This window comes from Pedobacter sp. ISL-64 (assembly GCF_018613605.1).
Classification (GTDB): Bacteria; Bacteroidota; Bacteroidia; order Sphingobacteriales; family Sphingobacteriaceae; genus Pedobacter.
Window position 1 is genome coordinate 160662 of the sequence record NZ_JAGGPU010000006.1, and the last position, 24806, is coordinate 185467.

A 24806-nucleotide genomic window follows, 5' to 3' on the forward strand; every position below is an offset into this window, starting at 1 on the left:
ATTTTAAGTTTCGGTCTGTAAGGACACAGACCAAGGATTTTCTTTTTAATTCATCTGCACTTTTAAAGGCTTTAAATCCTTCCCTTTATAAATTTCTTTACCATCTACAAATACCAATAATCCTTTGCCTTTATTGTATTTTTTTCCGGTTTTATCCCACAAAATGGTTAACGTTTTATGGTGATACGAAACCTGGTCCAACATGAACCAATCCCACTGGTTTTTAGGGATTAATGGCGAAATTTCGAGCATATTATCCTGACGCGGCTTTATGCCAACCAGATCATTAATAATTAGATCATTAAAGGTAGAGTGATTGTAAAAACTGCTCCTTGGATTATCTCCTTTTAACCATTCACCTGTTTTTTCATCCTGATACTCACCGATGTAAGGTTTTCCATTTTTGACATGGGAAGCAGCATACTGGTGCAGTTCCCGGTAAAAGACTTCGGCATTCATTTTACCATGTTTTTTATAATTCGTGAGCAGATTTGCCAATCCTTTTAAAGTTTGTGAGCTGGCAAACGGCCAAAGTGCTCCATCCCATTCGCAACTGTGCCCTGTTCCCCTTGTTCTAAATGTTGGGTTTCTTCTTTCAGCCGTGGTTACGCCCCAGGGTGCTTTAAATCCAGCAGTATCCAATAACTGATCCCAGGCTTTTGCATAATTTGACTGATCATCCGGCAAGTTAAATTCCCATGGCGTAAAACCGATGGCCTCTCTAACATCCGACGAACCTCCTTTGGCTTTTCTTGTCTCGAAAAATAAAGAAGCAGCATTCCACAAACTATCCTGAACCAGTTTTTTAAGCACAATTGCTTTGTTTTTGTATTTGTCGGCCAAGGTTTTATCACCTAACAAAACCGCCATTTTATCCAAAGCAATGGCATTACCATACATATAACTGTTAATGGTTGGTCGTTGGTTCTGGTCTTTTCGAGATCCACTGATCGATTCTTCCATGCCATCCTTAACATCATGTTGCCAGAACAGGCCGTTTTTAAGCTGCCTTTCCAATTCCCATTTGGTGTAATCTTTATCCAATGCAGGCAAAATTTCCTTCAAAAACCCCTGATCAAGCTGTACCAGATAATTCTGATAAACGGCATCATCTATCCAACTACTAAATTGATGGAAACGTTGTTTGGTTTGGCCAACATCGGCATGGTAAAGCCAGAATTTGATGTAATCTTTTAAATACCGATTATCCTTTAACCACCTGCCTTCGTAAATATGGTGACCTAATGCGCAGCTGATGGAATTATATTTCCCTGCATGTTTAACCGGTTCGATAAATTCAGTGAATATAAACCCCTCAGGCGTTTTAACCAGGTGTTTGCGGTAAGTCCACCAACGGTAATAATAGTTTTGCTCCAATACCGAATCGGGGCATTCGAATAAAGGTACCTGCTCAGCTAACCATGTAAAGGCTTCGGTATTGGGCACATGGTTTTTAACCGCCTCGGTGTCGATAGAATTGAAATAAGTAACATATTTCTTCAGCTTTTCGGTACCCGGAATTGATTTCTGCTGTGCAAAGCCTGTGATTGTCAATACAGACAATGCTGCTGTTGCAATTAAATTTCTTGTATTCATCATTATTCAAATAACCAATCGATGTCTTTTCCTCTACCATCTAAACCTGCATTAAAAATCCGCAGTTCCTGTTTGTCATCAATAAACCCTAAAACCAGGCAGGCCCCTTTACCTAAATTTAAAGTATGTGTTCCTGCAGGAAAAGAATAAGCATGAACATTTACCGGTGGAAAACCATAAGGCACCAACGCATTTGATATTTTTATCTCAGATTGACCATAATTGTTGGCACTCGCATCTGTTTCCAACTGTGGAGGAGCAAGATATTGAGGATCTTTCTGATTAAAAAAGCCTATCAGCAATTTTACAGGTGCTTTGGTGCTGAATCTAATTTCTGTTCCAATTTTAATTTGCTTTTCCTTTGTCAGCTTAATCCCCTTTAAACCCACCAACTGCGCGGCAACTTCTTTAATCTTAATTGCAGTATCTGCGAAAAGCGGTGCATCTTTGGCTATCACATAACTTTCTGTTTCATTTAAGACTTTAACATCAGCAGCGTTGTAAGGCACAATTGCAACAACCGTTCTCTGTTTTATTGATTTCAGAGAATCGATACTTCCTTTAAAATGAGTAAGCTCTTTGGCGAAAACCGGTAGCATCTCTTTCCAATGGATAAAGGTCTTATCCACACCACGCATCGGGATTTTCCGCTGTTTGGTTTGCATGCTATTGGCATACAGGTAACTGTGTTCAGTCAATTTAACCAGTTTAGCATAATGATCTACGCTTTTTTGGAGAAAAGGCAATGCCTGCTCTAAATCAGATACCTGGTTCGAATTTTTATACCGCAGTATCCATAGGGCTGCCTTAACTTTCTCAGCATAAAAATTAGCCATTTCATCATAACAATAGATATCATTTCTAAGCCGCTTAAACTCTGCAGTATCTTTTGTTACAATGGGTGCAGCCTCATTAATAGATTGAATGGCTTTTCTGCCATGTTCAACCACCTCGCGTGCCACCTGAACCGGGGTTTCACCAATATGGCCTTGTTTCTTCCACTCTTTTTCGGCGTACTCGATAATCATTTCGCCTTCTGGGGCTTCCGATTCGTACATTAAGGTAAACAACCCATAACGGAACGGATTAATGAGCTGAGTCATCAGCATGCCCAAGGTTAACGTTTGTCTGTTACCATCGGTAATGCCGTACCTGCGCAAAAGTTTGGGTGATATCTCACCCGATTCTTCATAGGCATTCAGAATAGCTTTACCTCCAGTTAAATTAGCACCATATTTATTAGCCAGCTCATTTCCCCAATAGTTAATTTCTTCACTACGGTCTCTTTGCGAATTCCACGAATATCTTGCCCATTCCTTGTACCAGATCCAATCGCGGTCTACTTCCAATAACCTTCCTTTTACCTCATCAGCCGAATAAGGCCAATCCCAATAACTGGCTTGAGGATATAAATGCAAACCTTTTGCACCATAAATCTTGTTCATCGCCTGAACTGATTTCTGGATAAAGTCTGCCGAACCATAGCGAAAAGGCTCTAGATTAGCTAAAATATGCACGTTAGAAATATTGATCGTACCAATAGCAGCTAATTTCCTGTTTAGATCTGCCCAAGCCCCACGAGGGGTATAAGTAGTTAAAGCCTCACCATTAAACTTATTTTCGGTATATAGACTCTTATATAAAGGTAAAGCAGCTTTCATCACGCTAGGTGCGTCGGTATCATGTGCACGCAATACAATCGGAGGTTCTTCCTTAATGCCGGCTGCTTTTAATCCATCTTTCACCCCGGGAATAATCGTTTTGGTAAACCAATCGATGTCGTCCTGACCAACACCCTCCATTGCCTCACCCAAAGCCACCATTAAACCAACGTTTGGGTACTTCTCTACAAAAGATGAAATCGATTTTCGGGTATAATCGGCAATTAAAGGAATAATCGGGCGGTTCCGATCTTGTGTTTTCAGGCCATGTTTATCGGCAAATGGTTTAGGAATAATAATATTGTAAAACATCTGGATCACCCAAATGCCACGTTTATCAGCTTCTTTCGTTAAAAACTGGAAGATTTCTTCGTTCTTTTTTAAAGTAGCATCATTTACCTCTACTGCATAAGGATAATCTTTTAAGCGCAGCAGCGACGAAAAAGGGTGCCCATTCCATAGATAAAGTGAGTTATAGCGGTTTTCGACCATCATATCCAGGTACTTAATCCACAAAGCTTTATCATAAAGCCAGGGGAAAGTTTCAGGGGTATAAGGATATTCATAAACATCATGGCCTGGCAGGTAATCTGGTTTCTGTAGACCGATACAGGTACCTCTCAGCACCATTTCAGGTTGATCGGAAAGTGCTATCTGTGTAGGTAATTTACCCGTGCTGCTGATCTGATCGGCCAATTCTATACAGCCATATAAAGCACCGGATGCATCGTTACCAATTACATAAAGCAGCCCGTTTTTCCCCGTGTAGATATGAAAGCCTTCTTTTTTAGCAACTGAGATTTTATTCTTGATTTCTAGCGGAAGGTTATTGATAAAAAGTTTATCCGAAAACACGCCAATCGCGATGCCGCTGTAAGTAGCGGTAAGTTTATCTTTTTGTTCGATTTTGGTCGAATAATTTAAGTTAACTAAGGCTTTAGACAATTTTTCTGCGCCAAAACGCACACGAATATGATTTTCTGTAGAAATTACAATTGTTTTTTGCGCGCGCTCAGCAGCGTTAGAAAATGGTACAGCTAAAAAATAACAGAAGATAAAAATCAGAAAATTTCTCATTCAAATTGGCTCTAATAACAAAACCTATTTTTACAGGTTTTTATGTGATATTTGGTTAATACTATATTTAAATATAAAGATATTATTCAAATATAAGTAATAATACCGAATGGCTTTGTAAAATTTATGCAAGGTAAGGCTATTAGAATAGCCAGAATAACATATGACAATATCTGTTAATATTTAGGCAAGAAGATAAAATTTTTAATCAAGAATATTTATTTTATTTGTATTCGTATTCTAATCAATTATAATTTATAATCATATACATGTTTTCACTAAAAAACAAAAAAGCCGTAGTTACAGGCGGGGGAAGCGGCATAGGAAGAGCTATTGCAACTATTTTAGCTAAACAGGGCGCTGAGGTTCACATCATCGAACTGGGGACTGAACACGCCCAGGATACTTTAGATGAAATTAAAACAAATGGCGGATCGGCATTCAGTTATGGATGTGATGTTTCAGACCATAATGCGGTTCACGAAGTTTTTAAACAGATCGGAAATATCAATATCCTGATTAATAACGCAGGTATTGCACATATTGGCAAAGCTGATACTACAGAAGAAGCTGATTTTGACCGCGTTATGCGCGTAAACGTAAAAGGCGTTTATAACTGTTTGCATGCGGCCATTCCACAGATCCGTTTAGCTGGCGGAGGTGTAATTATTAATATGGCGTCAATTGCCGCGCTAATTGGTCTTCCAGATCGTTTTGTTTATAGTGCGGCAAAAGGTGCGGTAAAAGCAATTACCATGAGCGTAGCGAAAGATTATATTGGTGAAAACATCAGGTGTAACTCTATTTCGCCTGCGCGGGTTCATACGCCATTTGTTGACGGCTTTTTACAGAAAAACTATCCGGATAACATCCCTGAAATGTTCGAAAAACTTTCTAAAACACAACCCATTGGCAGAATGGCCAAACCAGAAGAGGTTGGTGCCCTGGCTTTATACCTATGTAGCGATGAAGCTTCATTTATTACAGGCTGCGATTACCCAATTGATGGTGGATTTACTACCTTAAACAATTAATAAATATTTTCAAATACAATAAAGCATTTTATAATGAAATTAATACGATTTGGCGAAGCCGGAGCTGAAAAACCCGGGGTAATTATAAACGATAATTATTTCGATGTTTCTGCATTGGTTAAAGATTATAATGAAGAGTTTTTTGGTGGTGATGGCTTAGCGCAATTAAAGGCTGCTATTGCATCGGCTGATTTACCACAGGTTGATAAAGGTGTACGCCTTGGTCCTGCTTTGGCCCGTCCTTCAAAAATTATCTGTGTGGGCTTAAACTATAAAGACCACGCTGCAGAAACCAATGCTCCTATCCCTTCAGAGCCAATTTTGTTTTTCAAAGCTACTTCAGCGATTGTTGGACCTAACGATGATCTGATCATTCCAAAAAACAGTAAAAAAACCGACTGGGAGGTGGAATTGGCCATTGTGATTGGTAAAAAAGCGAGCTATGTTGCTGAAGAAAATGCTTTAGACCACATTGCTGGTTATGTTTTGCATAACGATTATAGCGAGCGCGAGTTCCAGATCGAAAGAAACGGACAATGGGTAAAGGGAAAAAGCTGCGATACCTTCGCACCTATCGGACCATTTATTGCTACCCAGGATGAAATTGCCGATGTGCACAATCTTCGACTTTGGTTAACGGTAAACGGAAAAACCCTGCAGGATGGTAATACCTCAAACCTGATTTTTAATGTCCCGTTTATGATTGCTTACATCAGTCAGTTTATGACGCTTTTACCAGGTGATGTAATTACAACTGGAACACCGGCTGGCGTAGGTTTAGGTCAAAAACCCGAACCTTGGTATTTAAAAGCTGGTGATGTGGTAGAATTGGGTATTGATGGCTTAGGCTCGAGCAAGCAAACTGTTAAAGCCTACAGTGGAAACTAATATGAAAAGATACTGTTTAACACTCGATCTTGTAAATGATGAAAAGCTGATAGAAGAGTATAAGCAGTATCATCAATCGGTTTGGCCTGAGATTAAAGAAAGCATTACTTCTTCTGGCATTGATGATCTGGAGATCTATTTATTAGGGAACAGGCTGTTTATGATTATGGAAGTGAGTGAAAGCTTTTCTTTTGAGGAAAAATCGAAAGCCGATTTAGCCAATCCAAAAGTGCAGGAATGGGAAAATTTGATGTGGAAATTCCAACAGGCACTACCAGGCTCGAAACCAGGAGAAAAATGGATCCTGATGGATCAGATCTTTAAACTTTAAATAGCTTTTTTAATGATTGATACACACGTACATTTTTGGAATTTCGATCCGGTTAGAGATAGCTGGATAAATGAAGATATGTTTGCCATCCGTAATGATTTTTCTCCGAAAGATCTTATAGGGGTATATAACGATCTTCAAATCACGGGATGTATAGCTGTGCAGGCTAGCCAATCGGAAGAGGAAAACCAGTTTTTGTTATCGCTGGCAGCGCAAAATGAAATTGTAAAAGGGATTGTTGGATGGGTAGATTTACTCGATCCGAATTTAGACGAACGTTTAACTTACTGGAGTAATTTCAAGAAGATTAAAGGCTGGCGACATATTTTACAAGCTGAAAACGCAGATTTTATCCTGAATAAAAAGTTTATTGCTGGCGTTAATCTTTTAAAAAAATACAATTACACTTACGATTTATTGTGTTATCACGATCAATTAGCAGCTATCATACAAATGGTTGATCAAATCCCCGATCAACCATTTGTATTGGATCATTGTGGCAAACCGGATGTTAAAAGTCAGGAGATAAAATCTTGGTCTGAAAATGTTAAAGTATTGGCTTCAAATCCAAATGTACTTTGCAAGGTATCCGGTTTACTTACTGAAGCAGACTGGAAAAACTGGACAGAAAAAGAGCTTTTTAATTGCTTTGATGTGGTATTCGAACATTTTGGTCCTGAAAGGGTAATGTATGGTAGCGATTGGCCGGTAATGCTGCTCAGCAGACCTTATCAGGACTGGTTTAATTTAGTTACTAAATACGCTGAGCAATTCTCTGCAGCTGAAAGGAAATTAATTTTCACCGATAATGCGAAAGCTTTTTATGGAGTTTAATATGCTTGATTCTTATAACTGCCGTCATCCTGAACTTGTTTCAGGATCTATTAACTTTAGTAAATAGGAGTAGCATGAAAGATGCTGACCACGAAGTAGCTATTAGGCTTTTAAAAACAATAAAAGCCATTAATAAAACAAGTTCAGCATGACGAACCTCACCTGCTTGGACCCTTTAGAAAAAGAGTGTAAGCAATAAAATAAGTATGAGGAACGCGAGAAACTAATTCCGTGTGACCCGTGTGTAACTAAAATTAAAACTAGCTATAACAGCGTTAGCATATCGTATTTTACGATTTGTAAGCACAATTATTCCTAGCGAGGGTAAGCAAATGACTAATGATAGCCCACATAAAACGATAAATACAAAACAGCAGATAGAGCAGGATGGAAAATAGAATATAAAATATTAGTTTTCGCTTTTTGAAATAGATCTGACCAATACAATATTAAATATGAGTAAAAAGATTACATTCCCTTACAATCCTCAATTCCCTTCTGTAGCCGACTTAAGAAAAAAGGCAAAATCAAGGATTCCTAAATTTGCTTTTGACTACCTGGAGGGTGGTTGTAATGAGGGACTTAATTTATCGCGAAACGAGAGCGACTTCGATAATATTTACCTTAAACCGAATTACTTACGTGTTGGTGGAGATATCGACATGTCGGTTGAATTATTTGGCCGTCGTTACAGTGCTCCATTTGGCGTATCTCCGATTGGTTTGCAAGGTTTAATGTGGCCTAATGCACCCGAAATTTTAGCTAAGGCTGCAGCTAAAGCCGATATTCCTTATACATTAAGCACCGTATCCACCAGTAGTATCGAACGAATTGCCGAAGTATCTGAAGGAAAAGCATGGTTTCAATTGTATCATCCTACGGAGAATAGCCTGAGGGATGATATCTTAAATCGCTTAAAAGCCGTTGAATGCCCGGTATTGGTTGTTCTGGTAGATGTGCCTGCATTTGGTTTACGATATAAAGAAATCAAGAGTGGTTTATCCATTCCGCCAAAAATGTCAATCAATAATATCTTACAGGCTTTTGCCCGTCCGCTGTGGGGAATTAAAACCCTACAACATGGAATTCCATCGTTTGCTACCTTGAAGCCTTACATGGAAAAAGGAATGGACATGTCGCAACTGGGACAGTTCATGAACAAAACATTTACCGGTAAGGTTGATATTGAAAAGGTTTCTGCCATTCGTGATCTTTGGAAAGGACCTTTAGTACTGAAGGGAATCGCGACTGATGAAGATATGCAGGCTGCTATCCAGATCGGTGCCGATGGTGTGATTGTTTCCAATCATGGCGGCAGACAAATTGACGCAGGCGAATCCTCAATCAATTCACTGATCAAATTGGCGAACAATCCACTATACAAATCAAAATTGAAGATCATGTTGGATGGCGGTATCCGTTCAGGTGTTGATTTAGCAAGAGCACATGCCGTTGGATCCGAATTCAACTTTATGGGCCGACCTTTTATGTACGGAGTTGGCGCTTTAGGTAATGAAGGAGGCGATCATACCATCAATATGTTCAAAACTCACTTATACCAGATCATGCAACAATTAACCATTGAGAAAATTACACAATTTCCTGATCGGTTATTAAACCCTTAAAGCCGAATTTGCAAATAAAATAAACAAAAAAAGCAAGACTAGAAGTCTTGCTTTTTTGTTTGAAATCTCATAAATGATCTTAGTCAATTTTCTGAAGTATTGTTATTTCAAAAATTTATACGTTGTACTCGTTTTATAAGTTTCGCCCGGTTTAAGCACTGTCGACGCAAAATTTGCATGATTTGGCGCATCAGGAAAATGTTGTGTTTCTAAACAGAAAGCTGAACGGTGAGGATATGATTTACCACCTTTACCATCTTTATCAGCACCTGTTAAAAAGTTACCACTGTAAAACTGTAAGCCTGGCTCGGTGGTATAAACTTCCATTGTTATTCCTGTAACGGGACTTTTAACGGTTGCAATAGCCGTTTTGCCATCATGGTGAGTTAATACAAAATTATGATCGTAACCTTTGCCGAACTTTAACTGCTGATCATTTTCTTCGATCGATTTTCCGATGGTTTTAGCCTTGTTAAAATCAAATGCTGTTCCAGCTACAGCCTGCAATTTACCTGTTGGAATAAGGGTAGAGTCTACTGGTGTATAGGCATTTGCATCAATCGTTAATTCGTGATCTAAAATCGTATTGTTTCCCTCTCCATTTAGGTTAAAATAAGCATGATTGGTTAAATTTACAACAGTCGTTTTATCAGTAGTAGCTAAATAATCAATCTGCAAAGCATTATCATCAGTTAAGGTATAAGTTACCTTCACATCTAGTTTCCCTGGATAACCTGCTTCGCCATCATTTGAAACATAACTCAACTCTAATTTTTGTCCATCTAATTGTTTAGCATCCCAAACTTTCGAGAAAAAGCCATCTGTACCACCGTGGAGGGTATTAACACCGTCATTAAGCTGTAGCGTATATTCTTTTCCTTCGAGCGTAAATTTACCTTTACCAATGCGGTTTCCGTATCTACCAATTAAGGCACCAAAAAATGGTTCGCCTTTTTTGCGATAAGACCCCACACTATCATAGCCCAAAACCACATCTGTTAACTTATTATTTTTATCGGGTACCAAAAGTGAAACTACCCTCCCGCCATAATTGGTAATGGAAACTGAAGCACCTTGTTTATTTTTTAAAGTATAAAGCTTCACACTTTTGCCATCAATAGTAGTGGTGTATTTTAACGAATCAGTTTGCTCGGTTGTTTGTGTCCCTTTATCCGATTTTTGGTTACAAGAAGTAAAAGCTACAGCTAAACACAATGTAGCGAAGGGCAAAGCCTTAAGAAATATTTTTTTCATGGATTAAAAATTTGAGGAAGCAGACCTGCAATTGCGCACAAAATTAGATACGGCTTCATATTGATTTATTTTTGGTTAAGGCTAATGTAGGAAAAAATTATTAACGTTAAAGTAACGATTATACTTATTTTTTCATAATATCGGTGAGGATTCTCAACAGTAAAAAAAATCACATAATTTAGCAGCCATATGCATAATTTAAATTTCAAGCCAAAGGCTTTTCTTTTTGATTTGAACGGCACTATGATTAACGATATGGAATACCATACCTTAGCCTGGTACAGCATCATGACAGAAGATTTAGGTGCCAAACTTGATTACGAAAACGTAAAAAAGGAAATGTATGGTAAAAACCACGAAGTTTTAGAACGCGTTTTCGGAAAAGATAAATTTAACGCCGAAGAAATAGAACGCCTTTCTATTGATAAAGAAAAGCGTTATCAGGAAGGCTACATGCCCCATTTAGCGCTGATTGAAGGACTGGATCATTTTTTGGAACGCGCAAAAGAGGCTAACATTCCAATGGCGATCGGATCTGCTGCGATACCTTTTAATATAGATTTTGTGGTAGATGGATTGAATATCCGTCGTTATTTGGATGCAATAGTGAGTGCAGATGATGTAAAAACAAGCAAGCCAGATCCCGAAACTTTTATAAAGGCAGCGGCAGCATTAAATATAACACCGGCAGATTGCCTGGTTTTCGAAGACGCACCAAAGGGTGTAGAGTCGGCTTTAAATGCAGGTATGCCTTGTATTGTATTAACTACAACACATACTATCGAAGAATTTGAAGGTTATCCGAATATCTTGGGTTATATTACAGATTATAACGATGCTAAATTAAATACGCTTTTTTAACATGGGAAAATATTTAAATCAAAAACCTGTTCTTGTTGCAGTAGACTGCATTATTTTTGGTTATGACGGCGATCAGCTAAAGCTTTTGGTAATAAAAAGGGCAATAGAGCCTGTAAAAGATAAGTGGAGTTTAATGGGTGGTTTTATCGGTGAACATGAAGATCTTGATGGTGCCGCCAAAAGGATTTTATTGGAATTAACAGGATTACACGATGTTTACCTGGAGCAACTTCATGCTTATGGTAGTCCAGATCGGGATCCTATCGAACGTACGGTTTCAGTAGTTTACTTTGCACTGATCGATATTAATAAATATAGTAAACAGATCAATGATCAGTACCATGCCGAGTGGTTTAAACTAAAAGAAGTTCCCGAATTAATTTTCGACCACGATATAATGGTTAAGGCCGCTATGGATAAAATCCGCTATCAGGCAGCCCTCCACCCTATTTTATTTGAGCTTTTACCAAAACGGTTTACTATACCACAGTTGCAGGCTTTATACGAGCAGGTTTACGATTCGCCAATAGACAACCGGAACTTTATCCGGAAGATTACTGCCAGTGGATTGTTAATTAAACAAGCCGACAAGGACAAATCAAGTTCGCGCCGTGGGGCCTTTTATTTTAAACTGGACAAAAACAAACACAAGGCACAGTTTCAGTCTTTTCTCAATTTTATCCCAAAAACGAGTGAATAGGCAATGATTTGAAAAAATGTTACCCATTTAAAAATAAATTTTAAAATTGTTTTTGGGCTTACAAAATTTAAAATCAACCAGTTAGAAGCGCCAATTTTACATGAACTAAAAAACAATAAAAACATTTTCAAAAAATGTTTGCAAGAAAAGGATAAATCCCTATATTTGCACCTCCTTAAACAAAGGGAAATGATTCCGTAGCTCAGCTGGTAGAGCATTACACTTTTAATGTAGTGGTCCTGGGTTCGAATCCCAGCGGGATCACTTAGTAGAGATAAAAAGCGCACATTGGTGCGCTTTTTTCGTTTAAAATGCCTTCTACACTGCATTTTTCCAAAAAAGCATTTCAAAGAAATTCAAAGTATTTCAATTAAAATGGTGCCCCTTTTGGTGCCCCATATTTAATCCTAAATTGGGGCACCGAATTTCTAAAAAGACTTGTGAGACATGGTTTTTAGGGAATCAATGTGTTTTCTCCGGCAGTTACCAGAGAGAGAATTTTGATCACTTAAAAGTGCAGGAAATGAAAAGCAATCAAAAACTTTTAATCATGTTTTGGCTTAAAAAGTCCAAAACAACCAAAGATGGACAGGCTCCACTTTATGCTAGAATTACAATTGATGGCAAGGACGAAGAAATTGCAGTCAGCCGAAAATGTAAACCTCAATTCTGGGATACCGATATCAAGCGGGTAACTGAATCTTCAGCGGACGCCCGGATAACGAACCTCAGAATTGCCGAGATTGAACTTAATCTCCAAAGGCAATTCATAGTACTTCAAAGCCAACATGATGCAATTACACCATTAATGCTCAAAAACGCATTTCTGGGTCTGCCAGTCAATTTTGATAAGAGCATTGATCCGGTATGTGAGAAGGTTGAGCGAAAGCTATTAGAAGTTTTATCTGACTTCATTGAAAAGTTTGAGAAGCAAGTAGAAAAAAAGAAGCGTTCATACGAAACACTCAAACACTGGCGGTCAACTAAAACGAAAATAGCCGCTTTTATTTCATTTCAATATGCTGTTGAAGATATTCTACTATCTGAAATAAAATATTCATTTGCAGAGAAGTACTATGATTACATGACACTGGAGGTAAACAAACCACTTTCTGAACTTTCAGCTAAAGGCCAAATTAAGAAGTTGAAGCAAATACTTACTGGTTGTGTTACAAAAGAGTATATAAGCAAAAATCCCATCCAAGGGTTTAAATGCAGTGGTGGTGACAAGGACGTTATGCCATTGGAAATGGAACAAATTCAAAGAATTTATTTTAAAGAGTTTTCTGTGAAGAGACTGGAAGAGGTAAAGGACGCGTTTATATTCCAGTGTTTTACAGGCTTTGCATATCAGGATGTTTATGCTTTATCCAAAGATAATATTATAAAAGTAGGCAATAATGGAGAGCTATGGCTGATTAAGGACCGAGGCAAAACGGACGTTTCAGAAATGGTGCCTATACTGCCAATAGCAAAAGAAATTATCGACAAATATGCTGATCATCCATATTGTATAGAAAATAATTGTCTGCTACCTATTAATAGCAACGCGAGATATAACGGTTATTTAAAAGAAATCGCAGATATATGCGGTATTGTTCCCATCAACAAAGATGATCGTGAACTTGGCAGCCATAAAGCACGTCACACATTTGCAGATATGATGTTAAATAATGGTGTTCCATTGGAGGACGTAAGTAAAATGCTCGGCCATAAAAGTATCCGTACAACACAACGATATTGCAGGGTAAGAAAGAATAGAATTAGCGAAAACATGGCAAAAGTTAAGTCAATTTTGTTCACTGTGGACGGTCAATTAAAAGAGGTTAGCTAATTTGAAAATGATAATTAGCCTGTTTCAAAGAGACTTTGGATCTAGTATTCAAAGTCTCAATTGTTAAAACGAGTGATTGATAATTAAGAGAAAAAGTATGAAACGAATAATGGTTATGGGCGATATCCACGGTGCTTTCAATGCACTTGCCCAATGCCTGGAAAGGTCAGGATTTGATTATGAAAATGATATATTAATTCAACTAGGCGATATTACTGATGGATATCCCCATGTGTATGAGTGCGTAGAGGAACTATTGAAGATTAAAAATCTTATTGCGATTATAGGCAATCACGATGCCTGGTTTATGGAATTTATAAATTCAGACTTCCATCCATATTATTGGGGGTATGGGGGCAAAGGAACACTTATATCATACCTGAAAAATTGCTGCAAAGAAGGAATCTATTTTGCCACAGGTAGCGGGTTCAAAACTTCTCTGGTTTCTAAGGATATTCCCCAAACGCATAAGGACTTTTTCAATAATCAAATGCTTTACCATATTGATAAAAAGAGGCGGTGCTTTGTACATGCTGGTTTCAATCGATACCTGTCATTTGGGGAGCAAAGAGAGGCAGATTATTACTGGGACAGAAGTTTATGGAATCAGGCACTGGAACATAAAGCAACCAGCAACAAAAAAGAGCACTTTGAGATAGCCACAAATTTTAGGGAAATTTATATTGGACACTCACCTACAACCCGCTGGGGGCAAAACAAGCCAATGAAAGCATATAACATTATCAACATGGACACAGGGGCAGGTCATTCCGGCCGGTTGACCATTTTAGATGTTGACAGCAAAGAATTCTGGCAATCAGACTCGGTTGAAGAGCTTTACATCGAAATTTCAGGACATGATTATTAATAAATCATATAGCGATTGTTTAAAGAAGCTATTAAGGTATGCAATGTATATATAAAAAGGCCGCCTTAATCTATCTCCAAACCCATTCCCAGGCAGTCATCTTCCAATCCTTAATCGTATTGCCATTCTGGCTTTTCCAAAACCGTTGTGTGTAAAAGCAATAGAATTCTAAAGCCTTTTGCTCAGTTAGTCCCTTCTGTAAAAACCAAATTATAACATGGCTCCGGGCAGGTGGAATGTCCTTTCCGAAGCCATTTTCTTTAACATCCTCTATCATTTAGAATTACTTTTACGCTTTTCAAACATAGTATGTATATCATCGCGGTCATAATAGATTGCACCGCCTACCTTCATAAAGGTAACAACTTTACTATTTCGCAATGTTTGTAAAGTGCCAGGTGATATATCCAGCAATTTCATGACCTCCCTGGATTTCATCCATTTTTTTATAGGTTCGCCTGAAAACTCTTTTATTATTTGTCTGAATTCAAAAACTAATTGTAGCCTGAATTTTTCAAGGTCATCTGCTGTTACCAACCCGTCCTTAAGGAGCCTCCTGTTCTCGCTGTTTTCTTCTTGTCTCATACACTTTCGCTTTCACCTCGTCACCAATTAATTAAAGATTACCCTGCTGCCTTTTCTTTTGAACGAAGGCTCATAAAGTAAATAACCGTACTCACTCAATTCAATGATCGTTCTATAGTAAGTCCTGTTTGAAACTTTAGCAATACTTGTTATGTCATTTGGGAACACCTTCAATTCATCATCAAAAGACGATTTGATCCATAATGAATATACTGCTGTAAACACAGCAATATGTGCCATGCCTATACGCGCATCTGTCTGTATCCTTTCAAAAAAAAATTCATATTTATCACTTTCAACCATCTTACGTTCGATTACTATTAATGGATTTTCATTCCGTTCCTAACTTCATTTTTCTGTTCCTGTACCACCTCATATTTGAATGCTGTAGCAGTCATTGGGAACTGAATGACATTGTTAGCCCCGCCAAACACGCTAAGGGACTGGGTTTGAGGATTTGCTTGTAACTCAATCTTCTTTCTGTTTGTATGAACCTCAACTTTCTCACCGTTCTTCAAATCCTCTATAATTTTATGTTTTACCTGTGGGGATTGAAGTTCATCAATATTCAATTCAGAAAGTTTTCTTTCAATATCAAAACCATAGTCCGGGGGAAAAACTTTCGCACGGAAACTGCCATCCGGATATTTATCATTGAAATCAAGTTGCACCCAATCCTGCCCGTTACAAACTGCCCGCCCGCAAAGTAAATGATACGCCTGTTTAGCTGTCACCTGTTCCAGAGGTCCATCTTTCTTTACTGTTAAGTACCGGTGTTCTATACTATTATCCTCTGTCTTACAGGAGGCATGATAACTATCCATCGTGTACTGTCCTGAGTGGTCCATCTTGAAACTAAGATCGAAGTCCATCCGGTCAGTGGGATTGATGTAATAGGTAGCAGGGATTGTAAACTCCCTGCTACCTTTCTGGATCGCCCGCTCGACAAGATGGAAACTTTTAGCAAAACCGGCAGCGGACACATCTGATCGCAGTTGGTTCATATTATTGCTGATCCCGGCACTGGCCTGTTTATATACTCTTTCCGACATGATACTTCTCATAAACCTATTCAATAGCCTCGAAATAAAACGTGGGTATAGCTGGAGTTCCAAATCATTCCGGTTTTTTCTCAAAACGTTCAAGCCTATCCTTTCGTCCGGATTGGAAGTATGCCTGTATTTTAATAAAAGGCCGTCGTAGTAATCGAGCTTGTCTTTTAGAAATGGCCTACTCTCAATTACTGAAGGCTTGAATAGTCTTGAAAAATTCTGCTCACGGTTTTCCCATCTCAATAAATCCTGTTCAATCCTGCTTAGCTCATGTTCCATATCAGTATGCCTTTTATTGCTTCATTTAATTCACAAGCTATGCCCGAAGGCCCCTGCTATGATTTTGCTTCGTATCTTCTTCCGCTACATCGCCGCCCTTCTTACCTTTCTTTTTACCCACAGTCACCGGATCACTTTGTTTTTGGTCATTTTCCTGCTTCAGTCCTTCAGCAGTTCCTTGCTGCCTTTTCAAGGAAAGAAGAACAGGCTTCATATCCTTGTCATACTGATTGACCATATTGTGCTTTGGATTAGCTTCAAAATACATTTTATCAGTTGTTCCATCAGGCTTGGTATAATCAGCTATCTGAATATTGCCTCTTTTCATAGAATCAAAGAACTGTTTCGCTGTATCTTCATTGTCAAGAACAGGCAATGGAATTCCTTCAAACTTTTTCTCCAGGTCAAAATTGTACTCCTTCACAGCCGGGCATATCCCGTTTGCATCAGGTTTAGTGAAATCTATGTACTCCCATGCATTATACTTCCGATTATTCCTGGGCTCTTTTTCATCAACATACACGTAGTCCTTATTAATCGCCCTTCCTTCCATCTGGTTAAAAGCTTCCTTAAAAGTCAGTGTGCTGTTTATCCACTGTTTATTCTCTTCGCCAGCCTCATTTTTTGTGATTACAGGGTCAGCTCTTTTAAATTTATAATTCCTGCTGTATTCCGGCTTCCCCTCATGTTTTACGGTCAGATCATAATGGTTGGCGAAATAGTTTTTCTGCTTCGACAGGCCGCAGTTTATATTCGCTGTTGCGGTGGCCGTCCCAATGGTTTTTGTTAGCTGAAGGGAAAAAGCATCCTTGCCTTCATTCATATTCCTGATCAATTCTTCACGCGAAATATCTTTCATGTCACTGTAAAAAAACTGCTGCTCCAGGGCCTTCAAATTCTCTTCTTTCATAACCTTTGTTTTTAATTATTCATTTAATAATTGTTATTAACTACTGTACTTAAACTTCAACAGATAAAAATCACCTGATCACTTTTGCCCCTATAATTGACCTGTTCTTAATCTTCAGTTCAAGGTGCCTGCCTCCCTGTTTCTCCATGAGTTGGACAATGAGTATCTTTTTGTCCGGAATCGTAAATTTTGGAATGCTGGCAACAACTGTCTGCCTGCTTTGTCCCCTTATGATCCTGGCATTACCGGTAACCTGCTGTGGCAGCAGTTCGCTCTCCTGCGTTGCAGTACGCTTTGCTTTCTTCTGATCGCGGATATAGAACCGAAGCTGGTCAATATCATAGGCAATATTGGAATTGTTCGCTAATTGCAATTGGAAGTATAACATCTGCCCTTTGATGTAAATCCCTTCGAGCTGCAAACTGATATCATACTTAGCATCCTTAATGCCATTTAACACCGGTGACCTGGTGGACACCTGTTCGGCCAGATCCTGTATGCTCGCTTCATTGTCGGTAGTAACTGAGAACATCGCCTGGCCTGCGGTTGATCCGGCTTTCAATCCGGCCTGAACATTCAGGGCGATGGGCCTGTCTGTATAATTTACGATATAAGAATAAAGCTTTCCATCAGCCGTAATCACAGTAAGGTTCGTTTCCTTGAACCCCTGTACGGCTGCCTTTAGCTGCAAGATGTTTTCTACGCCTTTGGCGATCTGTACCATGATGTCTTTGCTGCCCTTATCCACACTTTTAACCGCATAAGGAAAAATGAGGTTGGTGGTTTTCAAAAAGGTAACTGAAAGCGCCTCCGGCTGTATAACAGCGGATTGAGGTACATTATTCTGTGCATGGGTTAGCACACTTGTTAAAAGGATAATCCCAGTTATCCATACTGCTCTGATCTTTTTCACACTCAGGAATTTTAAATTGTTAATCGGTTATTTATTATTCGTCTTTCTGTTTGTCATCGCGGAGAAGCACTTTGTACCCCGCCTTTACCATAACTTTTATCAGCTTTATTTTTTTACTGAATAAGGTCTTCGCTGCCTCAATGCCTGCACCGGCCGCCTGTGCGCCAAGAGATTGGTCGAAAGTATTCAACCCGATGCCCTGTATCGTCTGTTCGGTTGATTGTTTGGCAACATCCCTGGCTATAGCGCCGGGAATATATATGCCATCCATCCCATCTATATCAAATACCGAAAGCTGGACAGGGAACAAAGACTTTTTATATCTCAGGCTGGTAATTTTAATGATCAGCCTTTCTCCATCGAGTGATACCGTACCGTAGACAAAATTGTCTTTTGGCACCAGGGTGCCTTTAACATGGATGGTATCCAACAGCCTTAACTTTACGGTAGAACCATTAACCAGTGTTTGGTTTTCGTGTACTACTGCTTCAATCGCGTTTTGGGCATCCTCATCGGATAGGCTACTTTCTACCCCGTAAAAGCCAATGCCAGGAAATCCGGAACCGGCAAGCCCATCACTATTTTCCAAAAATGATATGCGGTCTTTTTTCACCCCTGTTAACACAGAATATACCTGTCCCTTCCTGCTGTCTTCGGACTGTTTTATTTTCTCCCTCACCCGTTCCGGGTGTTGTATATCCAGTATCTTTTCGAGCATATTATTGAGCTGCTTTGTCTCCGGATCATCAACACCGCCGTTATCCTGCATACTGTGCATCATCTGTTCGAGGCGATCAATATCGCCCGGATCAATGGCACGCTTTCCATTTGTGGAATTATAATGCTGCCCATCTTGCGTGTTATCATTGATGGGCTGGTTAAGTGCTTTGTTTAACGCTCCGAGCTTTTGATAAATCCTCGCTTCATTGTCAGCGCCATAATTTGGATTTGAACCGTCAGGATAAGCGTTCGAAAAACCTTGCAGGCCAGTGCTGCTTAATTGTCCACCTGTTAACTGCGGATTTTGAGCATAAGGATCATTTACATTCTCTTTCCTGTTTTGCATGGAATCGGAGGATGCCTTATCGTAATAAGCCATCTTATCCATTTCTTTGTTTTCAATATGGGCATCCGGCAGCTCCTGGTTGAGCCCTTTACCTATAACTTCCGTGGCCGGTTTACTTTGTCCACCACCCAGGGCATAAAAACCCATCGTGAGGAATGGAACAACCAAAACCGGCAGTATCAAAAGGAACTTCTGCTTTTTGGTGTAATTTGTTTTTCGTCTCATCTTTTTACTTTTTTGTTTGTTTTAAATATTACCAGTTACCAATATTGCTTGTAGCCTTTTCGGCTGCAGCAATCCTTTCCCTCGCTATTGCTATATAATCAGTTGCTCGTCCCATATGCTGTGACCGATCATTCTTTTCAATTCCTATATACCTACGTTGTTCTAATGCAGCAGCGACAAGGAAGCTTCCACTTCCGCAGGCATTGTCCAAAATAATTTCACCAGGCCGTGAATAGGTACGTATGAGCCATCGCCCAAGAGCAACAGGCTTCTGTGTTGGATGAAAGGTGCCATCTACTTCCGCAGTCGTACAATAAATCCAATCCTGCAAATTTTCTTCAAAGAATAATACGTCTGAGGGAAAGCGTTTACCATCCATATTTTTACAATGAAATGTTCCAAAATTGCCATACGACCCTGATTTATTATCTTTTCGGATTCCTCTGTTATAGGACTTGCCCTGTATTTTCTGAGGATAATAAGTAGCTTGTTTATTGTAGAAAATGCATATATCCTCGTGCCTGCGTAAGGGCTGTTTGTTGGCATTTAAGAAATTGCCTGCCTTTGACTTTATCCAAACAATTTTATACTTAAACCAGGAAGGATTGCTATTAATTAATGTCCCTGTAAACCTGTGCTGACCAGTAAGGGCAATTACTCCATGAGGTTTGATAATCCGCTTATATTGCATCCATAGTTTCTCGAGGTTTATCTCCGTATCCCAATTGTTCTGTGTTATTCCATAGGGCAAATCACAAAGAATCATATCGACACTATGTTCTGGAAGTGATGGCAATACAGTAATGCAGTCCCCTTCAATTATCTTGTTCACAAATTCCATTTCAATTTTTTTATTTAACATCTACTTCAGCAACTCTTCAAGATGGTGCAGACTATCCAATAGCCCGGGTCTTTGTTGCAGGAAACTATCCCTTGCCTTCCTTCCTGACTCCGACTTACCCATGCTATCAAGATATCTATGAAAATTTTTCATCCGCAGTAACATCAGCGTATCATCCTGCTTTTTATAATCATTTTTCCCTACCGGCATTAGCGGCTTCTGTATGCTTTCTATTTTGGGAAACAAATTATCCGACTGCCATAATGCGGCATAAATAATGAACGCAGAGTAGCATGTGGCCAGCACTGCTATATTAATTACCCATACTTTCAATGCCCTGGTGCTTAAACCGGAAGTGAGCCTTTGCATGCCTCCGGCCCATTTGCTCTGTACTTTCAGGACTATAAATGCAATGCATTCAGCCGGTCCTTTCTTTTTCTGTTCCTTCTCCCGCACCTGATCTTTATTCTTCATCATCTTCTATCTGGTTTTAATGTCGATGTCCTTATTCTCTATAATATTCCAGCGTTCAATTAAGAACCCATGCGGGTTGTTATCAGACCTTGAAACCGTTCTGAGTAAACCTTCCGTGATAAGGCTCCTTGTAGCAATGGAAGTTGTGCGGGTTATGACCTGTTTCCCATAGAACCGGAAGGAATAAGGCTGCTGGTCGAGGTTGAGGGTAATGCTGTCCATGCTGACTACCTGGCTTAAGTTACCGCTGATGATGTTGTCGTAATAGTTGCTTTCTTTAAGGTTGTCGTATTGCTTTTTCGCTGATCCATCTGCGAGGTATAAAGCCCTGGTTACATTGGCCTGTATCAGTTTTTCATCAGGCGAAAGGGTGAAAAAGAACTCATGGAAAGTCCGGATATGATCCTTAGCCTCTACCGGGATATTATCTTTTCTTTCAGCAGCATAAGCCTCCAGCACCTTGCCGTTTGCCACCACATACACCTTACTCTGCAATACACTGATCGTTTGAAATGCCTTAAATATGGTAAGCGCACTAAGCAGTACAGAAATGGAAATAACTATAATGGAAAATCTTTTAATGTGCCTGAATGCTGTGTCGATATTTTTTGTTTTAGTGAACATGTGCTCTTTTTTTATCCGTTTGATTTACCTTTTAGTTTGTCTGCCAGGTACGCACCCGACCTTCCGATTCCCGCACCAATACTGCCCGTTGCACCCTGGCCAGCTTCACCATTGTACCCTCTTTGAATATCGTTGGGAATATTTGCAATCGCACCGGCGGTACCTAAAGCCTTATTTACCGCTGCCTTCCCCGTTGATGCGCCAAAGCTGCCTGCGCCGCTGGCCGATGATGAGGTAAGGCTGGTTACTTTCTGTAGCATTGCGCCACCACCACCGGCATTTACAATAGAGTTTGCAACAGAGGGCACCGTGAAATACCCGACGATCCCGATCAGCATAAATATTAAGTATCCTGCATCGCTGGAGCTGAAGAAAGTGTCACCGGTCTGCTGTACCTGCTTCAAATCAAGTTTAAGCATGTGCTCCTGTACCTTGCCGATTATTGCCCCGAAAATATTTGCAACCGGTAGCCATAAAAAGACATTTATGTACTTTGCGATCCATGCGGTAAGGGTGTGTTGAAAGCCGTCAAAGACTGCAATGCCAAAGACAAGAGGCCCCAGGATCGCTAACACGATGAGCTGAAATGTCCTCAGGGTATTTATACATAAGGCCGCAGCCTGGAAGATGACCTGCAAAATCTCGGACATCCATTGCTTAATAGAATTGCGGAACTTATAGTATGCTTTCTCCATTGCAAACTGCATCTCAGCACCAATGCTTCCAAACATACTTGCATCATCGAAATCAGCATTGTTATGCGTGTAACGGTACCAGCGGTCAATATCGCCTTGCTCATTTCCGCCGACAAACATTTTCCATGCCTCAGATTCCTTAACCTTTTTTTCCTTTTCCTTTAATAATTCCGCTACTGCTTTATCAGAGTTTTTAACCATAATAGCGGTACCGGTAACCGTAGGCTGCATAATTCCGTTGATCATCCCAAGCACTGCGGGGAACCACATAACACAGAACCCAAGCACGAACGGACGGAATAAAGGATAAAAATCAATTGGCTCTGCATTTGCAATGTGCCTCCAGACCCTTGATGCGATATACCACGTCGCAGCAAAACCAGCTATTCCCCGTCCGACATCAACAAGGTCGCCGCACATGGGTAACATTTCGTTATATAGATTGTCAAGGACTGATTGAAGGCTTCCTATATCTTCAGCAAGGCCGCTTTGAGCGTGGCTTATTGCAGGGAATAGTATTCCCGTTACCGCAATGATTGCGGCAGCTAAATATTTTTTCATAATAGTAGGATTACTGTTTAATTCCTGATAAGGTCTTTACGGCTTCGATATCGTGCAGTTCACGATCACGTTGCAGGGCCAGCATGGATGTGTTATTATTAAAATGCCGTAGAAAAGACAACTTGTCTTCCATATCCTCGTATATCCGGTCTATGGCTTTTATCCGCTCATCATCACTCATGCGTAACTTGCCCGCCGTTACCACTGTAGTGAGTTCTTCGAGGTTGTCTACGCTCTGCTTAAACAGCTTTTCATAAATGTTTGCCATATACCTGATCTCTGATGCGCTGAAAGCCTTTGAGGACTTGAACCGGCCAAAGGCAGCTTTATATTCTTTTACAAGCCTGAGCTGGTAATTAATAATATCCGGTATCCGTTGGTATTTGCGGACTTCGGGGCTAACGGCAAGCAGCCCGTCAAGGAACAGCTCGTGCATCTGGAAATTCCCTTCTGATATATCTTTAATCTTTCCGTAGCCACTGCTCACAATGGTATAGCCTTTTTTAAGGTCGCTAAGGATTGACTTTAGCTGTGCTAGTTTTTCTATATTAAGTGCTAACTGGGCAATCTCGTCGGCTTGCGCAAAAACCCTTTGCTGCCCTCCGGCCATACAGATTAGCAATGTCATTATTGCAAGTATCTTTTTCATACAGTCTCTTATTGGTAAACTATTAATTGATTTGGTATAACTTTTTCTGTAATTCTATTTCCTTGGCTTCAGCGGTTTTTTCGTTGATAAGGACTGAGATCCCTGAACTGAAATCCTTTATAAAACGGTACTGGTTTTGGGATTGGGCAAAGAGTTTGTCTATACGTTCTATGCGCTCATCATCCTTCATTTCCCGTTTGCCGCTGGTGATCACCGCTTCCAGTTCATCAAGCGTTAACAGGCAATCTCTCTCCAACTTTGCATAAACCCCGTTGAGGTAATTTTTTTCCTCGTTACTTAGCACTTCAGTCTTTGATACTACTTTCCTGCTGTTTTCAGTTTCCCTTCGGATATCGTTCTGAATAGTAATAATGTCCCCGGTTCTTTTGTAGTTCCTGACCGATGGGTTTATATCCTTTAAAGAATTGAAATAAATGCGGTGCAGGTTTATATCCCCGTCTTTTATTTGCCCGATCGTGTTAAGCCCCTTCTGTGCTATCTTGTAGCCCTTTTGAACGTAGCTGCCGTATACCCGGAGCGCGGCAATCTGCTCCAAAAGATATTTCCGCTGCGTGCTTTTCTGCCGGAACCATTCATCAAATGTTTGTGCCTTTGTGGCCGGTACTATGGCCAACGCCAGTATTAATAATATTATCTTTTTCATCCCTGCTGTATTAATTAAAGCCATCACTTACTTAATCCCGTACATTGCTTTGACCACATTTATTTCGTGTTCGCTTTTCGCCCTTTTCAGGCTGAGCAGGGCATTCTGATTATTGAAAATTAAAAGGTCAGTATAGTTTTGCTGTGTCTTCTGCTCTGCTGAGGCGATGATCTCCATCCGCTTTGCATCGGTCATCTGTGTCTTAAAAGAATTGGCGACCATAAGCATCTGGTCAACGTTCTTTACCGTTTCACCAAGGATACCGGCATAAACTTTTCCCATGTACTCAATTTCTTTTACGGTAAAGTGCTTGTCCTTCCTGAGCAGGTTCCATGCGCGGTTATAAGCTTCCACTAACCTGATTTGCTGCTGTGTGATACTTCTTATCTTTTGATAATAACCGATCACAGTCTTTACTTTGCTGAGTTCTTCAAAGTAATTTTTATAGATGTCCCTCTGCTTTTGTGTCCAGTCCGATATATCCTCCAGCCTTGCTTTTGACATCGCGTTTTCCAAAGTTTTTTGTGCATTCTGCAACCAGATCACTTTGTTTTGCTGGCGCTGGATCTTCAGGTCAATGGCTTTGATCACTTTTTTAATCGCTGCCTTTGCGGCATCTATTATAGGTATCTGCGCATGTGACCCTGTTGAGGATACCAACAGTGAAACAAATACCAATGCCATAATTATTCTGCTCGTTTTCAT

25 protein-coding genes and 1 tRNA gene are annotated in these 24806 nt (G+C 39.8%); 10 read left to right on the forward strand and 16 right to left on the reverse strand.

Annotated elements, in window-relative coordinates; all coding sequences use genetic code 11:
• Positions 1-45 precede the first annotated feature (45 nt).
• Both J7E57_RS08655 and J7E57_RS08660 read right to left on the reverse strand, forming a co-directional pair.
• Positions 46-1599, reverse strand: coding sequence for an MGH1-like glycoside hydrolase domain-containing protein (locus J7E57_RS08655; RefSeq protein ID WP_215127074.1), 1554 nt, complete (start codon positions 1597-1599; stop codon positions 46-48).
• Positions 1599-4334: a hypothetical protein gene (locus J7E57_RS08660; protein ID WP_215127077.1), complete on the reverse strand. Its 2736-nt coding sequence runs from the start codon at positions 4332-4334 to the stop codon at positions 1599-1601. Before J7E57_RS08660 ends, J7E57_RS08655 begins: the two co-directional genes overlap by 1 nt.
• Positions 4335-4603: 269 nt before the next feature.
• Between J7E57_RS08660 and J7E57_RS08665 the strand changes: the two genes are divergently transcribed.
• The 5 genes from J7E57_RS08665 to J7E57_RS08685 all read left to right on the forward strand — a co-directional run bounded on the left by J7E57_RS08665 (position 4604) and on the right by J7E57_RS08685 (position 9046).
• Positions 4604-5368 carry an SDR family NAD(P)-dependent oxidoreductase gene (locus J7E57_RS08665; RefSeq protein ID WP_215127079.1) on the forward strand — a complete coding sequence of 255 codons (765 nt, stop codon included), beginning with the start codon at positions 4604-4606 and terminating at the stop codon, positions 5366-5368.
• Positions 5369-5401: 33 nt separating this feature from the next.
• Positions 5402-6256 (forward strand): fumarylacetoacetate hydrolase family protein, encoded by an 855-nt coding sequence (locus tag J7E57_RS08670; RefSeq protein ID WP_215127081.1) that lies wholly within the window; start codon positions 5402-5404, stop codon positions 6254-6256.
• Position 6257: 1 nt separating this feature from the next.
• The gene (locus J7E57_RS08675) at positions 6258-6587 is read left to right on the forward strand and encodes an L-rhamnose mutarotase (RefSeq protein ID WP_215127083.1); all 330 of its coding nucleotides are present in this window, start codon (positions 6258-6260) and stop codon (positions 6585-6587) included.
• Between the two features lie 12 nt (positions 6588-6599).
• On the forward strand, positions 6600-7421 hold the full coding sequence (locus tag J7E57_RS08680) for an amidohydrolase family protein (RefSeq protein WP_215127085.1): 822 nt from the start codon (positions 6600-6602) through the stop codon (positions 7419-7421).
• A 455-nt stretch (positions 7422-7876) separates the two neighbouring features.
• Positions 7877-9046 (forward strand): alpha-hydroxy acid oxidase, encoded by a 1170-nt coding sequence (locus J7E57_RS08685; RefSeq protein ID WP_116252428.1) that lies wholly within the window; start codon positions 7877-7879, stop codon positions 9044-9046.
• A gap of 102 nt (positions 9047-9148) precedes the next feature.
• Here J7E57_RS08685 and J7E57_RS08690 read toward each other — a convergent pair whose 3' ends face one another.
• Positions 9149-10300 carry an aldose epimerase family protein gene (locus tag J7E57_RS08690; RefSeq protein WP_215127087.1) on the reverse strand — a complete coding sequence of 384 codons (1152 nt, stop codon included), beginning with the start codon at positions 10298-10300 and terminating at the stop codon, positions 9149-9151.
• Between the two features lie 189 nt (positions 10301-10489).
• On the opposite strand from J7E57_RS08690, the gene J7E57_RS08695 reads away from it, so the two are divergent.
• The 5 genes from J7E57_RS08695 (at position 10490) to J7E57_RS08715 (ending at position 14563) form a co-directional block, all read left to right on the forward strand.
• Positions 10490-11161 (forward strand): HAD family hydrolase, encoded by a 672-nt coding sequence (locus J7E57_RS08695; RefSeq protein ID WP_215127089.1) that lies wholly within the window; start codon positions 10490-10492, stop codon positions 11159-11161.
• 1 nt (position 11162) lies between these two features.
• Complete coding sequence (locus J7E57_RS08700) at positions 11163-11861, forward strand: NUDIX hydrolase (protein ID WP_215127090.1); 699 nt, start codon at positions 11163-11165, stop codon at positions 11859-11861.
• A gap of 191 nt (positions 11862-12052) precedes the next feature.
• Positions 12053-12125, forward strand: a tRNA-Lys gene (locus tag J7E57_RS08705).
• Between the two features lie 259 nt (positions 12126-12384).
• A complete protein-coding gene (locus J7E57_RS08710; protein ID WP_215127092.1) occupies positions 12385-13695 on the forward strand; it encodes a site-specific integrase in 1311 nt (436 codons plus the stop codon).
• Positions 13696-13792: 97 nt separating this feature from the next.
• Complete coding sequence (locus tag J7E57_RS08715) at positions 13793-14563, forward strand: metallophosphoesterase (RefSeq protein WP_215127094.1); 771 nt, start codon at positions 13793-13795, stop codon at positions 14561-14563.
• Between the two features lie 70 nt (positions 14564-14633).
• On the opposite strand, the gene J7E57_RS08720 is transcribed toward J7E57_RS08715, so the two are convergent.
• The 13 genes from J7E57_RS08720 to J7E57_RS08780 all read right to left on the reverse strand — a co-directional run bounded on the left by J7E57_RS08720 (position 14634) and on the right by J7E57_RS08780 (position 24806).
• Positions 14634-14840 (reverse strand): hypothetical protein, encoded by a 207-nt coding sequence (locus J7E57_RS08720; RefSeq protein WP_215127096.1) that lies wholly within the window; start codon positions 14838-14840, stop codon positions 14634-14636.
• Positions 14837-15148, reverse strand: coding sequence for a helix-turn-helix domain-containing protein (locus J7E57_RS08725; RefSeq protein ID WP_215127098.1), 312 nt, complete (start codon positions 15146-15148; stop codon positions 14837-14839). Before J7E57_RS08725 ends, J7E57_RS08720 begins: the two co-directional genes overlap by 4 nt.
• Before the next feature lie 320 nt (positions 15149-15468).
• The gene (locus J7E57_RS08730; RefSeq protein WP_215127102.1) at positions 15469-16479 is read right to left on the reverse strand and encodes a hypothetical protein; all 1011 of its coding nucleotides are present in this window, start codon (positions 16477-16479) and stop codon (positions 15469-15471) included.
• A gap of 37 nt (positions 16480-16516) precedes the next feature.
• Complete coding sequence (locus J7E57_RS08735; protein WP_215127104.1) at positions 16517-17389, reverse strand: hypothetical protein; 873 nt, start codon at positions 17387-17389, stop codon at positions 16517-16519.
• Between the two features lie 70 nt (positions 17390-17459).
• Positions 17460-18302, reverse strand: coding sequence for a conjugative transposon protein TraN (gene traN / locus J7E57_RS08740; protein ID WP_215127106.1), 843 nt, complete (start codon positions 18300-18302; stop codon positions 17460-17462).
• Between the two features lie 34 nt (positions 18303-18336).
• On the reverse strand, positions 18337-19593 hold the full coding sequence (gene traM, locus J7E57_RS08745; protein WP_215127108.1) for a conjugative transposon protein TraM: 1257 nt from the start codon (positions 19591-19593) through the stop codon (positions 18337-18339).
• A 28-nt stretch (positions 19594-19621) separates the two neighbouring features.
• Positions 19622-20434 (reverse strand): DNA-methyltransferase, encoded by an 813-nt coding sequence (locus tag J7E57_RS08750; protein WP_215127110.1) that lies wholly within the window; start codon positions 20432-20434, stop codon positions 19622-19624.
• A 21-nt stretch (positions 20435-20455) separates the two neighbouring features.
• On the reverse strand, positions 20456-20911 hold the full coding sequence (locus J7E57_RS08755; protein WP_215127113.1) for a hypothetical protein: 456 nt from the start codon (positions 20909-20911) through the stop codon (positions 20456-20458).
• A 3-nt stretch (positions 20912-20914) separates the two neighbouring features.
• Complete coding sequence (gene traK / locus J7E57_RS08760) at positions 20915-21532, reverse strand: conjugative transposon protein TraK (RefSeq protein ID WP_215127115.1); 618 nt, start codon at positions 21530-21532, stop codon at positions 20915-20917.
• Positions 21533-21543: 11 nt separating this feature from the next.
• The gene (gene traJ, locus J7E57_RS08765) at positions 21544-22788 is read right to left on the reverse strand and encodes a conjugative transposon protein TraJ (protein ID WP_215127117.1); all 1245 of its coding nucleotides are present in this window, start codon (positions 22786-22788) and stop codon (positions 21544-21546) included.
• 10 nt (positions 22789-22798) lie between these two features.
• Positions 22799-23437 (reverse strand): TerB family tellurite resistance protein, encoded by a 639-nt coding sequence (locus J7E57_RS08770; RefSeq protein WP_215127119.1) that lies wholly within the window; start codon positions 23435-23437, stop codon positions 22799-22801.
• A 22-nt stretch (positions 23438-23459) separates the two neighbouring features.
• Positions 23460-24101: a hypothetical protein gene (locus J7E57_RS08775; RefSeq protein WP_215127121.1), complete on the reverse strand. Its 642-nt coding sequence runs from the start codon at positions 24099-24101 to the stop codon at positions 23460-23462.
• A 27-nt stretch (positions 24102-24128) separates the two neighbouring features.
• Positions 24129-24806, reverse strand: coding sequence for a conjugal transfer protein TraI (locus J7E57_RS08780; RefSeq protein WP_251029863.1), 678 nt, complete (start codon positions 24804-24806; stop codon positions 24129-24131).